The sequence below is a fragment of the Halovenus anhuiensis genome, assembly GCF_037080055.1.
GTDB lineage: Archaea > Halobacteriota > Halobacteria > Halobacteriales > Haloarculaceae > Halovenus.
The window spans coordinates 111,121-124,649 of sequence record NZ_JBAOJI010000007.1 but is presented as its reverse complement, the minus strand read 5'-3'; the positions used below and the strand labels follow the sequence as shown (position 1 = coordinate 124,649).

General features: G+C 61.6%; 11 protein-coding genes. 3 read left to right on the top strand and 8 right to left on the bottom strand.

The features are described 5' to 3' along the window. Window positions 1-127 precede the first annotated feature (127 nt). Complete coding sequence (locus V8P86_RS15590; RefSeq protein ID WP_336328209.1) at window positions 128-1,027, bottom strand: hypothetical protein; 900 nt, start codon at window positions 1,025-1,027, stop codon at window positions 128-130. Window positions 1,028-1,202: 175 nt separating this feature from the next. On the opposite strand from V8P86_RS15590, the gene V8P86_RS15585 reads away from it, so the two are divergent. Both V8P86_RS15585 and V8P86_RS15580 read left to right on the top strand, forming a co-directional pair. Then, on the top strand, window positions 1,203-2,432 hold the full coding sequence (locus V8P86_RS15585) for a PQQ-binding-like beta-propeller repeat protein (RefSeq protein ID WP_336328208.1): 1,230 nt from the start codon (window positions 1,203-1,205) through the stop codon (window positions 2,430-2,432). Beyond that, window positions 2,429-3,202 (top strand): hypothetical protein, encoded by a 774-nt coding sequence (locus tag V8P86_RS15580; RefSeq protein WP_336328207.1) that lies wholly within the window; start codon window positions 2,429-2,431, stop codon window positions 3,200-3,202. The genes V8P86_RS15585 and V8P86_RS15580 overlap by 4 nt, the downstream gene beginning before the upstream one ends. Here V8P86_RS15580 and V8P86_RS15575 read toward each other — a convergent pair. Beyond that, on the bottom strand, window positions 3,181-4,842 hold the full coding sequence (locus V8P86_RS15575; RefSeq protein WP_336328206.1) for a thiamine pyrophosphate-binding protein: 1,662 nt from the start codon (window positions 4,840-4,842) through the stop codon (window positions 3,181-3,183). The genes V8P86_RS15580 and V8P86_RS15575 overlap by 22 nt on opposite strands. Before the next feature lie 112 nt (window positions 4,843-4,954). Next, a complete protein-coding gene (gene arsN2, locus V8P86_RS15570) occupies window positions 4,955-5,401 on the bottom strand; it encodes an arsenic resistance N-acetyltransferase ArsN2 (RefSeq protein WP_336328205.1) in 447 nt (148 codons plus the stop codon). A gap of 121 nt (window positions 5,402-5,522) precedes the next feature. Between arsN2 and V8P86_RS15565 the strand changes: the two genes are divergently transcribed. After that, window positions 5,523-6,740, top strand: coding sequence for a CaiB/BaiF CoA transferase family protein (locus V8P86_RS15565; RefSeq protein WP_336328204.1), 1,218 nt, complete (start codon window positions 5,523-5,525; stop codon window positions 6,738-6,740). A 4-nt stretch (window positions 6,741-6,744) separates the two neighbouring features. Here V8P86_RS15565 and V8P86_RS15560 read toward each other — a convergent pair whose 3' ends face one another. The 5 genes from V8P86_RS15560 to rpoB form a co-directional block, all read right to left on the bottom strand. After that, complete coding sequence (locus V8P86_RS15560) at window positions 6,745-6,966, bottom strand: DUF8066 domain-containing protein (RefSeq protein ID WP_336328203.1); 222 nt, start codon at window positions 6,964-6,966, stop codon at window positions 6,745-6,747. Between the two features lie 193 nt (window positions 6,967-7,159). After that, entirely contained in the window at window positions 7,160-7,585 is a 426-nt protein-coding gene (locus tag V8P86_RS15555) for a NusA-like transcription termination signal-binding factor (RefSeq protein WP_336328202.1), read from the bottom strand. Between the two features lies 1 nt (window position 7,586). Then, complete coding sequence (gene rpoA2, locus V8P86_RS15550) at window positions 7,587-8,780, bottom strand: DNA-directed RNA polymerase subunit A'' (RefSeq protein WP_336328201.1); 1,194 nt, start codon at window positions 8,778-8,780, stop codon at window positions 7,587-7,589. 12 nt (window positions 8,781-8,792) lie between these two features. Continuing rightward, a complete protein-coding gene (locus V8P86_RS15545) occupies window positions 8,793-11,699 on the bottom strand; it encodes a DNA-directed RNA polymerase subunit A' (protein ID WP_336328200.1) in 2,907 nt (968 codons plus the stop codon). Continuing rightward, the gene (rpoB, locus tag V8P86_RS15540; RefSeq protein ID WP_336328199.1) at window positions 11,700-13,529 is read right to left on the bottom strand and encodes a DNA-directed RNA polymerase subunit B; all 1,830 of its coding nucleotides are present in this window, start codon (window positions 13,527-13,529) and stop codon (window positions 11,700-11,702) included.

Below are 13,529 nucleotides of genomic sequence, written 5' to 3'. Positions count from 1 at the left end.
TCGCGTTCGTTATAACAATCTTTGGTATAGTTCCCCTTGAATCAACTGCTGTTAACATCACAGCACAATATCCTTCCAGAAACTGTCGTGCGAGCAGTGCCGAAGCGACCGCCACCGGACGGCAGTGTTACGCGAGTGGTTTCAGTACCAACCAGAGGAACACGAAGAACAAAAACGGAATCATCGGACCAGCCAGAAAGTACTCTGGCCAGCGCGGGCCTGCAACGAGTGGAATGGCGACTAGTGAGAATGTCGTTCCGGCGACTCGTCGTCGAGCGAGACTGCTGGTGGTCCCGTCTCGGACGTGGTCACGGAGTGGAATCTCCCGTGCAGCGAGGATCTGTCGAACGTGTTCGACATGCGCTGGTGCGACGGGAATGATCGACGGGCTAACTGAAAGTGAATTTTCGTACTGGAACTTTACCAGCGGCTGCTCACCTACCTGATGGAGAGTCGCTTGCTGGACCGCTGTGAGATCGATCTCCTGTTCGGAACCACCTTGAGAGAGCGGATGGTCGCCGCCGCGAGTCGTGATCTCGATTTGCTGATTGTCCGGGGCGAGTCGAATCGTCGTGTCAGTGAACGTACCCGCCGAGCCCAGATACGTGAACCAGTACACCAAACAGACCACCGACAAGGCCACGGCAATCGCCGGGTGGACGAGCACGGCGAGCACGAGTAAGACCGGCGGAGAAACGACACCCACCCGCCAGAACGTCTGTCCGTACTGAATCGCACAGGCGAGTCGCAGCGGGAGTCGCCGGAGTCCCCGGTGTTCGACGGACCACGTGAACGCACCATCCGTCTCGGCCGCCGTCGGCACAGAAAGATCCTGCATCGGTAGCTCCTCGCGACGAGAGAGATATACACCAGCGATCAACAACCCGACGAGCGGAATCGAGACACCGTAGAAGTACAACCCCAGATGTTCGAGGTCTCGGCGGTTGGCGTCGATGTGAACGACAATCCCCAGAAGGAACTGGAACAGAACCACGCCAGCAGCCACAACGAGAACCGGCTCCACCATTGTCGACTGTTTTTGAGTTCAAGGAGATAGTCGTGTCGTCCTGTCTCACGGAAAGAAATGCGACGCTACGGGCCGATTCAAATGGCTCTTTCGTGGTATGTGAGCTGTGCCGTCAGAGCCTTCTCATCCAAAAATGAGCAGAATTATTTAGGGAGAAAGAGAGGAAGAAAAATAAATGCCCTCCAGACGACAACTTCTCGCCGGTAGCGGAATTACCCTTGCAGGCGGCGTTGCTAGCGGATACGCCGGAAGGTGGCCAATCCCGCTCGATGGAGCGGCCAAGTGGCCGATGGCCCGACACGACCCCGCCTGTACCGGCGCGACCAACGAACCAGGGCCAAAATCGGAGCCGGAGATTCGATGGCAGGCCGAAGCTGAGTCGAACTTCGATAGAGCAGGACCACCGATGCTGGTTGGAGACACGCTCATCGCAACCAGCGATCGGTCTGTCGTGGCGCTGGACCGCCAGACTGGGGACCGACGGTACAAGCGAACCGGGACGTACCGTATGAATCCCTTACTCGCGCAAGCAGAGGCATATCGGAGCGACGTACTAGTAACCGGAAACCAAAGCGGCTTCGTTGGACTGGCGGCAAGCGGCGGATTCTCTCTTGGCGAACTCACGATCAGCCACGAGCGATGGCAAACGCCAGCCAAACCGTCTGGCGGATGGGCGTTTACCGCAGCGGGGCAGGCGAGTGCTGTCGCTTCTGACGGCACAATCTACGCGTCTGTCCCCAACACGAACCGTCTCGTGGCCATCGACGCGAACAGCGGCCGGGTCGAGTGGACCTACCGAGTCGGGAGCGAAGACTATCGAGGTGTGAACCGGCCAGTAATACGGGACGAGACGGTGTATGCGACGAGTACGGTCAACCAGGTTGTTGCTCTCGATGCCGCAACCGGGACGCGCAAGTGGCAGGTCGATATCGAGCCACTCCAGCGTGAGGACAGTCTACAGTATACGGTACCCAACGCACCGACCGTAACAGCAGAGGGAATCGTAGTTCCAACGGAGAGATTCGTCGACCTGCGGAGCCTCGACGACGGCAGCCGAAAATGGCGATACGTTCACGACGGAACGAGCGCGAAGAGATCCGCCGCCGTCGCCGACGGGACGGTCATTCTGACCGACGACGAGGAGTCGCTGTACGGAATCAGTCTCGACAGTGGAGAGCGACTGTGGCAGAGTGAGTACGGTCCCGACACCGCTCCCGTCGTCGCCGATGGCGTCGTGTACCTGAGTTACTACTGGCTCCCAGAACTGCACGCGTTCGATGCGACGACTGGTGAGCCGTTGTGGAAAATTGAGATTCCGAACTCCCCCACCCAGCCAATCGTCGATGACGGAAAGTTGTACCTCGGCACGTGGGAAGGAATTCTGGCACTGGGGGAGCAGCGATGAGACGAGAACCGGGCGTCGGTGCCGAGTCGCCGGTCGATCACCGGACGAAGCCGCGCCATCGGCTTCTCAGCGAGTTGCGTTCACAGCCGCAGTTGTTCCTGCCCTTCCTCGTCGCCGGACTCGTGACTTCACTGCTCGGGTGGCTCCACCGCCGGGATCCAATCGCCACGGTCAGCAGTCGGACACTCGCCGACGGTCATATCTCACTCGAATACATCGGATTTCCGGCGGGAGTGCGGGGAACAACACTCTCTGTCGAATCGGTGCTCGGATTGAAACTCCCGTTTCTGGCCTGGGGGATCAGCGCATACATCCTCTTGCTCGCGGTACACGCGATTGCCGGCACAGTCGTCATCGCTCGCGTACTGGGCGTCGAGCCGACTCGACGGACGGTTGGATCGTTCTTCCTGTACGTCGCATGCATCGACCTGATCTACCGTGGCTTTGGCTCGATACAGGGCTTCCAGAATATGCCGGTTGTCATCGGACTGCCCATCCTCGTCGTCTGGATATACGTCTCCGTTCGACTGTTCGCCGTCCCCGGTTTGATCGTCACGCGAGAATCAGTGACCGAGGCCGTACAGGAGAGTTGGCGGCTCACCCAGGGCTACGGGTGGCCGTTGTTCGGGGTTATCTTGGGACTGGGACTTACAAATGCAGTGTTTGCCCTCTTCTCGGTCGTGGGGCCAGCACTCAGTACAGCGCTCGTCGGATCAGTCCATGCCGTCTATCTCGGTCTGTTCGTCGATCAGTTCGCGTCGCCGGACTGATCCGACCGGGACAGCCACTCGCTGGCTTGCGGTTCCTCGGGATCGGTCGGAATCTCGACCAGCCGTGTGTCGTCGCTATCGAGTGCATCGGCCAGTTCCGCCTCGATTGCTGCCGGCGTCTCTGCTCGACTCGCTTCGACACCCATTCCAGCGGCGATGGCGACGAAATCCAGCGGCGCGCCGCTCCAGTCGTACGCGCCGTCGGAAATCTCGAACGCCCGCTCGGCTTCCTCGCTGATGATTGCGTAGTCGTCGTTTCTGAAGACGACGACCGTCACCGGAATGCCCTCGCTGGCGGCGGTGTGTAGTTCGTGAATACACATCATCAGGCCGCCGTCGCCGGTGAGCGCGAGAACGTCCCGGTCCGGGTTTGCCAGTTGTGCGCCGAGCGCGGCCGGCAGACCGGTCCCCATCGTCGCCCACGACCCGGGATTGACGTACGCGCGCGGGCCACTCGCCGCGAACGCGTTCAGCCCCCAGACGCGAAAGCCCCCGGCGTCGACGGAGACGACTGTCCCTTCCGGAACCGCCTCGCGGACTGCCCGCAGTGCCCCGACGGAACTCAGTGGGGGCTGGTCGTCGAGTAAGGAGTCGATCCGTTGATCGAAGGCATCCCGAACGACGGTCGCGCGCTTGCGGCCGCCACCATCTCCTGCGGTCTCGTCCAATGCCGACTCTAACGCGTCGAGGGCGTGCTTCGCGTCCGCGACGATCCCGACAGTGAGATCGTATCCGGTCCCGAGGTCACCGGGAGAGAGCGTGATCTGGACGATATCGTCGGGCATCTCGACCGACCAGCGCCGCGTCGCCACGGCGTCGAAATCCGTGCCGACCGCCAGCAGCGCGTCGCTGTCGGCGAGACAGTCGAGCAGTTCGGGACTCGCACTTCCGGACAGTGTCCCCGCGACGCGGTCGTTCTCGTCGGGAACGATTCCTTTTCCTTTGTAGGTGGTGATTACCGGTGCATCAAGCACGTCGGCAACGGAGACCAGTTCCGACCCCGCTTGGGCCGATCTGACACCGCCGCCGACCAGCACCGCGGGCCGGTCTGCGCTCGCCAGACAGGCCGCGGCCGCCTCGATATCGCCCTCGGCAGGAGCCGGCGGACTGGCAGGAGAGAGCGGCTGCGGCGTCGCAATCGCGTACTCTTCGGGAAGAACGTTCTTCGGAACGCCCACCCGAACCGGTCCTTTCGGCGGGGTCATCGCCGTCTCGATAGCCTGAGCAACCTCGACCCGAACGGCCGAAGGTCGTTCGACCAGCGTATTCTCCTTGACCACGTTGTCGTAGGTGTCGGGCGGCGTCTCGTGGATGCCGTCACCGCCGCGAACTGTCGGATCCGTCTCGACGGCGATGTGGACGAGCGGCGTGCAGTCGTTACGTGCGTTTTTCAGCCCGTTCATCGCGTTCATATCGCCCGGCCCGGGCACGACGAGCGTCGCGGCGGGCCGGCCGCTGGTTTCGGCGTAGCCCCACGCCGCGTGTGAGACGGCCGTCTCGTGGCGCGTACTGACGAACCGAACGTCCTCGCGGGCCTCGATGGCCTCGTTCAACGGGAGCGTCTGTTTGCCCGGTATCCCGAACACCGTGTCGATACCGCCCTCGGCGAGTTGGTCGACGATTGCCCGGCTGACACGCATACGTACGCTTGGGCAGAGTGTGTGAAAAGTTCCACCCCGGCAGACTCGCGGCGCTGTAGTCAGTGAGTCCAAACGGCCGAGAGCGACGCGCGAAATCGTTCAGGAAGCTGAATTACACCAGTGACTTGCGCAGACAGATGGCCGTCGACGGGCAGAGGTCGGCAAACTCGGTCGTCTGTCTGATCGGTTCCGGAGCGGTTTCGCGGTCGACCCGGGTGTACCCACGCGCGGCGAAGAACTCGGCGGCCGTCGTCGTGAGGAGATACAGCGCTTCGACGCCCTCCTCCCGGGCCGTCGCTTCGAGTTCGTCACAGAGTGCTGCTCCGAAACCCTCCCCCTGGACAGACTGCTCGACGACGACCGAGCGGAGGAGTCCAGCCTGTCCGCGGACTTCGAGTCCGCCGACACAGACGCGTTCGTCCCCAGCGTATCCGACAAAAAACTGCGCCAGTTTCCCTCGAACATCCGCGGTCGGGAGTCCGTGTTGCTGCAGCAGTGACTCGATATAGGGAATGTCGGGTTCCTCGGCCTGTTGTACTCTGAGCGATTCCGTCGCCATCGACACGGTGTACGCTGCGAGGGGGCTAATATCTTGGTCAGAACAGCGGGCGAGGCACGGACATGTCACTCCGGTATCGGGAGGGGTAACCGACTAGTACCAGCCTCCCGATGACCTATCCATGACCGAAAACCAGTCGACGGGGACGGCACCGCTAGAGGGGATCACGGTGCTGGATGCTTCCCGGGTTCTCTCGGGACCGTTCTGTACGATGCAACTCGGGGACCTGGGTGCGGACGTGATCAAAGTAGAGCGACCAGACGGCGGCGATCAGACGCGAGGCTGGAAGCCGCCGGCCTACAGTGACTCCGAGCAGTCGGCGTACTACCTGAGCATCAACCGGAACAAACGCTCGGTATCGCTGAATCTCGCCAGCGAGGAGGGGCGGGAAGTCTTCCGAGAACTCGCCGAAGAGGCGGACGTTCTCGTCGAAAACTTCCGCGTCGGCAAGATGGACGAGTGGGGATTGGGCTACGAGGATCTCCGCGAAGAGAACCCCGACCTCGTCTACTGCCACATCACGGGCTACGGTGAGACGGGGCCGTACAAAGATCGGCCAGCCTACGACCTCATCATGCAGGCAGAGGGTGGCCTGATGTCGATCACCGGGGAGAGCGGCCGTGAACCCGCCCGCGTTGGGATCGCTATCGTCGACATCGCAGCAGGGATGTACGCCACACAGGCGATTCTCGCCCGACTCTTTCGACGGGAGTTCGCCGACAGCGGCGGCGACAAGATCGATATCAGCCTCCTCGACAGCATCGCCGCCTGGCAGACCTACATGGCCTCGTATTACTTCGGCACCGGCGAACCGCCGGGCCGAATGGGGAGTCGGCATCCGACAATCGTTCCCTACCAGGCGTTTCCCACGAAGGATGATTACGTCGTCGTCGCCTGTGCCTCCGAGAATATTTGGCCACGGTTCTGTCGCGCACTCGACCGCGAGGAGTTGATCGACGACGACCGCTTTGCGACCAACGCGAAACGGGTCGACAACCGCGAGAAACTCGAAGCGATCCTCACCGAGGAGATCGAGGTCTACACGACCGACGAAATCGTCGAGCACCTACAGGAGTACGACGTGCCCGCGCGGGCGGTCAACGACATGGCCGACGTGTTCTCGCATCCGCAGATCGAGGCCCGCAATATGCGCCGGACGATGGAGCACCCCACCGTGGGAGAGGTCGAGATGCCGGACAGTCCGATGAATTTCCAGAACGGCGCGACGGCGTTCGACGAACATCCGCCGTTGCTCGGTGAGCAGACGACGGAGATTCTTCGGGAGTTCGGTTATGCACCGGAAGAAATCGAAGCACTTCGGGACGAAGACATCCTCTGAGAGGCTACATCTTGTCGGCGATTTTCTCGACGGCGATCACGAACCGATAGAGAAGGTAGACGACAAACAGCGAGAGTGCGATACCCCCGAGCCAGAGCCACAGCACGATCGGCGCGAGGAAACTTCCCTGAATGAGGACGCCGTACGCGAAGCTGAATAGCACGAAGACGGTGATGAGTGCCGCTGCCCACGTCGGAATCTCGTAGTTTAGGTCTTGAACGGCCATGTCTCATGCTAGAGGACGGAATAAGATAAAAACTAGACGGCAACTCAAACAGGCATTTGACCGATCAGGTCAGTTCGATATCGTCGACGACCTTTTTCTCCTCGGGTCGCTGGGCGACCACTCGTCGAAAAACGTCGATGAAAAAGTCTGCCCGCTCTCTTCGGTCGCGGGCAGTGAACTAGCTTGTCCCGGGTTAGGTCAATTCGATGTCGTCGATGTCGTAGTGTCGGTCCGCGAGTCGGCGGGCGGCGTCGATATTCCGGCCGTCGGCACCGATGGCCGCACCGCGGTCCTCTTCGGCGACTTCGACGTAGGCGAGTCGGTCGTCGTTCTCGCTGATCGTGACGTTGTACACCGCCGCGGGCGCGAGCGTGTTGGCGACGAAATCCTCCGCGGTCGGAGCGTCCTCGACGAGTTTGATCGACTTGCCGATGCGCTCCTCGACTCGGGAGACGTGCTCGCCGCCGGCCCCGATGGCCTTGCCCATCTCGCCGGTCTTGATCAGGAAGATCACCCGGTCGAACTCCTCGTCGAGCAGGCAGTCTTTGACCGTCGCTTCGGTCTCCGTCTCGAAGAGGCCGGCAAGTTGGCGCGCTTCGTCCGAGAGTGTGATCGTCATCCTAGTCGGCCTGTTCGCCGCTTGTCATCCGCAGGTTCACGTCGCCGGTGCCGAGTTTGATCGGCTTGCCGACGATGACGTTCTCGGTCACGCCGTCGAGTTCGTCGACTTCGCCGTGGATTGCCGCATCGAGCAGGTGACTGACTGTCACCTCGAACGCCGCGCGGGCGAGCACGGAGTCTTTCGACCCGGAGATGCCGTGACGGCCGATAGACTCGATGGTTCCCTCGTTGGTCATGATGTCTGCGACCAGCATCAGGTGACGGATGTTCACGTCGTCCAGCCCCTGCTCTTCGAGAGTGTTCATCGTCTCCTCGATGATCGCCTCACGGGCCGCCTCGACGCCGAGGTTGCGGTAAATCTCGTGGATGTTGTTACACGTCGTCCGGGAGGCGTCAACCCCCTCGATGTCGAGCACGTCGCCGAAAGCCGACCCCTCGGTGTAGAGGATAAACTCGTCACCCTGGTTGGTCTCTTCTTTCCGAATAACGACCCGGCTGATCTCCTCGATGCCCTTGAAGACGATTTCGCGCAGTTCCTCGACGAGCTGGAGCAGATCACGGTAGGACGGCTGTTCCGGGCCGAAGTCGATGACGAGCCCGCGCTGGCGGGTCTCGACGCCGAGTTTCGACTCGATTGTGGCTGCGATTTCTTCCGCCACCTCGACGGGGTCTTCGACGGTCGGCCACCGCTCGCGGAGGGTGTCCTCGTTGAGCGCGACCTGAACGAGCATGTCCGCGACGTTGGTCGATACGTCACCGAGCTGGAGGATCTTTGTCGCCTCGATCTTCCAGACGACCTCGTGGGCGCGTTCACGGTTCTCCGCGAACTCGTCTTCGAGGTAGACCGTCATCATCGGCGTGTCCGGCTCCTTCCGGGCGTCGACGAGTTCGATCAGTCGCGGTAGTCCCTGCGTCACGTCGATCTCCGCGACCCCCGCGTAGTGGAAGGTGTTCATCGTCATCTGGGTTCCCGGCTCCCCGATAGACTGGGCGGAAACCGTTCCGACGGGATCGAGCGGGTCGACCCGGGAGTTGTAGTACTCCGCGACCGTCGCCTGGACGATTTCGTCGGCCTGTTCGGCCGTCACGTCGCGGTCTTCGAGGGTCTCGTAGACCTCGTTTTTGAGGCGTCGGGGAAGATCAGCGTCCTCGACGAGCGCTTCGATGTCGTTGGATACGTCGTAATCTGTCATGATATCACCTGATCAGTCGTCACTCTGTGCGAGCCACCAGTCGTCTGCGTGCTCAGAGAGATTCGTCGGCTCGCGGGTCTCTCCGAGGAATTTCTCTTTCTCGCCCTCCTCGAACTCGCTTTCCACCACGCGGTCTGCAATCTCGTCGACGTTGACTGCGGCCTCGTCTTCGGAACTGGAGACTTCGACCGGCGAGGTGCCGTCCTCACCGAACTCGAACTGGACGATGGTGTCCGAGGTATCTCGGACGGTGCCGTCGTACTGCGTTTCCAGTTCGGAGAGCGCGTTGATGAGTCGGCGCTGGAGATATCCGGACTTGGAGGTTCGGACTGCGGTATCGACCAGACCCTCGCGGCCACCCATCGCGTGGAAGAAGAACTCCTTGGGGTTGAGCCCTTCCCGGTAGGAGTGTTCCACGAAGCCGTGGGCGTCCGCCGAGAGGTCGTTCTCCTCGAAGTGACTCAGGGTTCGGTTCTCGTAGCCGCGGTTGATCCGCTCGCCACGGACCGCCTGCTGGCCGACACAGCCAGCCATCTGCGTGAGGTTCAGCATCGATCCACGCGCCCCGGACTCGGCCATCACGACCGCCGGGTTGTCGTCAGCGAAGTGGTCCTCGGCGATGTCACCCGCACTGTCACGGGCCTGGCCGAGCGTCTGCATGATCTTCATTTCGAGCGTCTCGTCGACAGTCCGGCCCGGCAGTGATTCGAGTTCGCCGCGCTCGTAGGTCTCGATGAGTTCTTCGACGCGTTCGTTGGCCTCTTCGATAGCCTCGTCGACCTGTGCCTGCGCCGCGGGCGGAATCGACTCGTCGTCGATACTGATCGAGAACCCGAAGTGCATGATCGTCCGGACTGCAACCGAGGAAATCTCGTTGATGAAGATTCGGCCTCGGGTCCGGGAGTACTGCTTGGCGATGGTGTCGACGACTTCGCCACCGAAGGCACCAACTGCGTCCTCGTCGATTGTCCCCTCGATGAGTTCGCCGTCCTCGATGACAACTGCATCGCCCGCAGAGGAGGTAAACTCAAGATTCAGATCGTCCGGCAACAACTCGGAGAAGACCGTCCGGCCGGTCCAGTACTCCGCGCCGTCCTCAGTGCCGTCCGATGCCGGCAGTTCGTCGATACTCGTCGCTCGGAGCAGATCCAGCGCCTGCGTCTCGTTGAAGTGCGGATTCTGATTCGTCAGCAGATAGGTCGCGGTGACGTGGTCCTGAATCGCACCGAGAATGTTCTCACCGAACCGTGGTGAGAGCATCTGTTCTTGCACGCGCATGAGGACCCGAGCCTCCGCGCGGGCCTCCTCGTTCTGCAGGGCGTGCATGTTCATCTCGTCGCCGTCGAAGTCTGCGTTGTACGGCGGGCAGACGACGGTGTTGAGTCGGAACGTCTTGTACGGCATCACGACGACTTCGTGGGCCATGATCGACATCCGGTGCAGCGACGGCTGGCGGTTGAAGATCACGATATCGCCGTCGATGAGGTGTCGCGAGACCTCCCAGCCGGCTTCGACCTTCTCCGCGAGTTCCTCGCAGTTCTTTTCAGTAACTTTGAGTCGGCGACCGTCCGCACGACGGACGTAGTTCGCACCCGGATGGGCCTCAGGCCCGTTGCTCACGTAGCGGCGGGCCTCCTCCAGATTGCGCTCGTTGACGTTCATCGTCTGGGTCATCTCCTTTGCGACCCGGTCGGGCACACCGACCTCGTTTAGCGAGAGCGTCGGGTCCGGCGAGATGACGGTACGAGCGGAGAAGTTGACTCGTTTCCCGGACAGCGAGCCACGGAATCGACCCTCTTTCCCTTTGAGTCGCTGAGAGAGGGTCTTCAGCGGCCGACCGGAGCGGTGTCGCGCCGGCGGCGTCCCCGAAATCTCGTTGTCCATGAACGTGGTGACGTGGTACTGCAGCAGTTCCCAGAGGTCCTCGATGATCAACTGTGGCGCACCGGCCTCACGGTTCTCCATGAACCGCTGGTTGATCCGGATGATATCCACCAGTTTGTGGGTCAGGTCGTCCTCCGAGCGCTGGCCGTTATCGAGCGTGATCGACGGTCGCGCCGTCACCGGCGGCACCGGCAGGACAGTGAGGATCATCCACTCGGGTCGCGAGCGATCGGAGTTGATGCCGAGTACTTCGATATCCTCGTCCGGGATTGCCTCGAACCAGTCCCGGATGTCGCTGGGCATCAGTTTGTTCATGTCCTCCTCGGTCAGGTCGACATCGAGAGCGGACTCGATGGCTTTCCGGTCGTCTTCGCGTGGACGGAAGTCCCCGGAGAGGATTTCTTGGACCCGGCCGGGATCGATGCCAGTTTCCTCTGCGAGTTCCGTCGGGGTGACACGCTCGGAATCTTCGCCTGGCTCCATCGCCTCGGCAATTCGGTCGGAGTACTCAGAGGAGAGGACCTGTTGGACTTCGTAGTAGGTCGTCGGCTTCTCGTGCTGAATGTCGTACTGCGGTTCGCCGCAGTGCGGACAGCGATCCTTCTTTCGAGCCTGTCGGATCGCCGACTTCGTCACGTCGTTGAGGTCCTGTCCGAGTGCGCGCGTTCGGTCGAGATTCTCGGTGAACTCGCGTTTCTCGTCTTCGGTGAGACAGAGTTTCGCACACTCTCGGCAGGTCCCGCGCAGGAGTCGCCGGATGAGTTTGGCGAAGCCGACGTGGATGACCGGCGCGGCGAGTTCGATGTGTCCGAAGTGGCCGTTACACGACCCGGAGTGTTTGCCGCAGGTCTTGCATTCGAGGCCGGGATCGATCACGCCGAGTCGCGGGTCCATCAGCCCCATGTCGATGGGGAAGCCGTCGTCGTCGTAGGTGTCGGCTGTGATGATCTTCGTGGCACTCATCTCGCGGTACTCCTCGGGGTCCATCAGCCCGAAACTGAGCTGACCGATCTCTTGTGGTGCTTGCTGGCTCATTTATACTGCTTCCTCCAGTTCGATCCGCGGTGCGATTCCGAGTGCTTTCATCTCGTCCAGGAGGAGTTTGAACGCGTAGGACATCTCCACCTCATGGACGTTGGTCTCCTCGTCGCAGTTCGGACAGTAGACACGGCGCTGTTCGACATTTTCGACGGCTGCCATGCCACACTCGCCACAGACGTTGATCCACTCACGGTCGGATTCGTCGAGCAGCCGTTCTTTCAGCGTCATCGCCGCGCCGTGGCCGATGAACACGTCCCGCTCCATCTCCCCGATACGCAGGCCACCCTCGCGGGCACGACCCTCCGTCGGCTGGCGAGTCAGAACCTGCACCGGGCCACGCGAGCGTGCGTGGATCTTGTTCGAGACCATGTGGTACAGCTTCTGGTAGAAAATCGTGCCGACGAAGATCTCGGCCTCGATTTTCTCCCCGGTGATTCCGGAGTACATCGTCTCCTTCCCGCTGGACTTGAAGCCGTGGTCCTCCAGGGAGCCACGGAGTTCGTCTTCGTCCTCACCGGTGAAGGCGGTCCCGTCGACACGCCGACCTTCCAGCGAACCGACTTTGCCGCCGATCATCTCTAGAATGTGGCCGACGGTCATCCGCGACGGCAGCGCGTGCGGATTGAGAATCAGGTCCGGGACGACGCCCTGTTCGGTGAAGGGCATATCCTCCTGCGGGGCGATGTGGCCGACGACACCCTTCTGTCCGTGTCGGCTCGCGAACTTGTCGCCCAGTTCGGGAATCCGCTCGTCACGGACGGAGACTTTCGAGAGCTTCGAGCCGTCTTCGTTCTCCATCAGCGTCACCGTGTCCACGACTCCGGACTCACCGGAGCGCATCGTGACACTGGTCTCTCGGCGTTTCTGCGGGGAGAGCCCGCCCATGTCGTCCGGTTCTTCGAGGAACCGTGGCGGCGAGGTCTTCCCGAGCAGGACCGCGTTCTCGTCGACTTCCGTCTCGGGGTTGACGAGGCCGTCCTCGTCGAGGTGGGTGTATGCTTCTTCACCGCGTGCGCCGCGGACTTCTTCGTCGGGAATCTCGAAGCGGTCTTCCTGACCGCCAGGATAGCGTCGCTCCTCGCCTTCGTAAGTCCGGAAGAAGTGCGACCGGGCGAGCGCTCGCTCGACCGACCCCTGGTTCATGACGAGTGCGTCCTCAATGTTGAAGCCCTCGTAGGACATCACAGCGACGACGAAGTTCTGCGCGGCGGGTCGGTCGTCGTACCCGATCTGTTCGGTGGTCTGCGTTTTGACCATCGAGAGCTGTGGGTAGTGCAGCAGGTGCTGGCGCGTGTCCGGACGAATTCGGTAGTTTGCCGACGGAAGACCGAGCGACTGCTTGATCATCCCCGATCCCATCGTAATCCGCGGGCTGGCGTTGTGCTCGGGGTAGGGGATCATCCCCGCACCGATCCCGAACATTAGCTGCGGATCGATTTCGAGGTGGGTGTGATTCTCGGTCAGTTCCTCTTCGTCGACGGCGACGAGGATGTCACCCTCTTCTTCGGCATCAATGAAGTCGACCAGTCCGCGGTCGACGAGGTCCTGAAATTCGATGTCGCCGGCCTCCAGTGCCTCGATCTCCTCGTCGTCGATCAGCGGTTCGCCGTTCTCGACGACCAGCAGCGGTCGGCGCGCACGGCCAGCGTCGGCGTTGACGATGACCTCGTCGGTGTTCTCATCAACCGAGACGTTGACCATCTGGCTGACATCGCCGCGGCGTCGGGCCTGACGAATCTGCTCTGCGAGTTGCTCCGGCTGGGGGTGTGTCCCCACCAGAGATCCGTTGACGTAGACTTTCGCTTCTCGTTGTTGCTGGCTCAT

Excerpts from the sequence above, each read along its gene's own strand:
- V8P86_RS15590 (WP_336328209.1), bottom strand. The coding sequence starts at position 1,027 with ATGGTGGAGCCGGTTCTCGTTGTGGCTGCTGGCGTGGTTCTGTTCCAG.
- V8P86_RS15585 (WP_336328208.1), top strand. The coding sequence starts at position 1,203 with ATGCCCTCCAGACGACAACTTCTCGCCGGTAGCGGAATTACCCTTGCA.
- V8P86_RS15580 (WP_336328207.1), top strand. The coding sequence starts at position 2,429 with ATGAGACGAGAACCGGGCGTCGGTGCCGAGTCGCCGGTCGATCACCGG.
- V8P86_RS15575 (WP_336328206.1), bottom strand. The coding sequence starts at position 4,842 with ATGCGTGTCAGCCGGGCAATCGTCGACCAACTCGCCGAGGGCGGTATC.
- arsN2 (WP_336328205.1), bottom strand. The coding sequence starts at position 5,401 with ATGGCGACGGAATCGCTCAGAGTACAACAGGCCGAGGAACCCGACATT.
- V8P86_RS15565 (WP_336328204.1), top strand. The coding sequence starts at position 5,523 with ATGACCGAAAACCAGTCGACGGGGACGGCACCGCTAGAGGGGATCACG.
- V8P86_RS15560 (WP_336328203.1), bottom strand. The coding sequence starts at position 6,966 with ATGGCCGTTCAAGACCTAAACTACGAGATTCCGACGTGGGCAGCGGCA.
- V8P86_RS15555 (WP_336328202.1), bottom strand. The coding sequence starts at position 7,585 with ATGACGATCACACTCTCGGACGAAGCGCGCCAACTTGCCGGCCTCTTC.
- rpoA2 (WP_336328201.1), bottom strand. The coding sequence starts at position 8,780 with ATGACAGATTACGACGTATCCAACGACATCGAAGCGCTCGTCGAGGAC.
- V8P86_RS15545 (WP_336328200.1), bottom strand. The coding sequence starts at position 11,699 with ATGAGCCAGCAAGCACCACAAGAGATCGGTCAGCTCAGTTTCGGGCTG.
- rpoB (WP_336328199.1), bottom strand. The coding sequence starts at position 13,529 with ATGAGCCAGCAACAACGAGAAGCGAAAGTCTACGTCAACGGATCTCTG.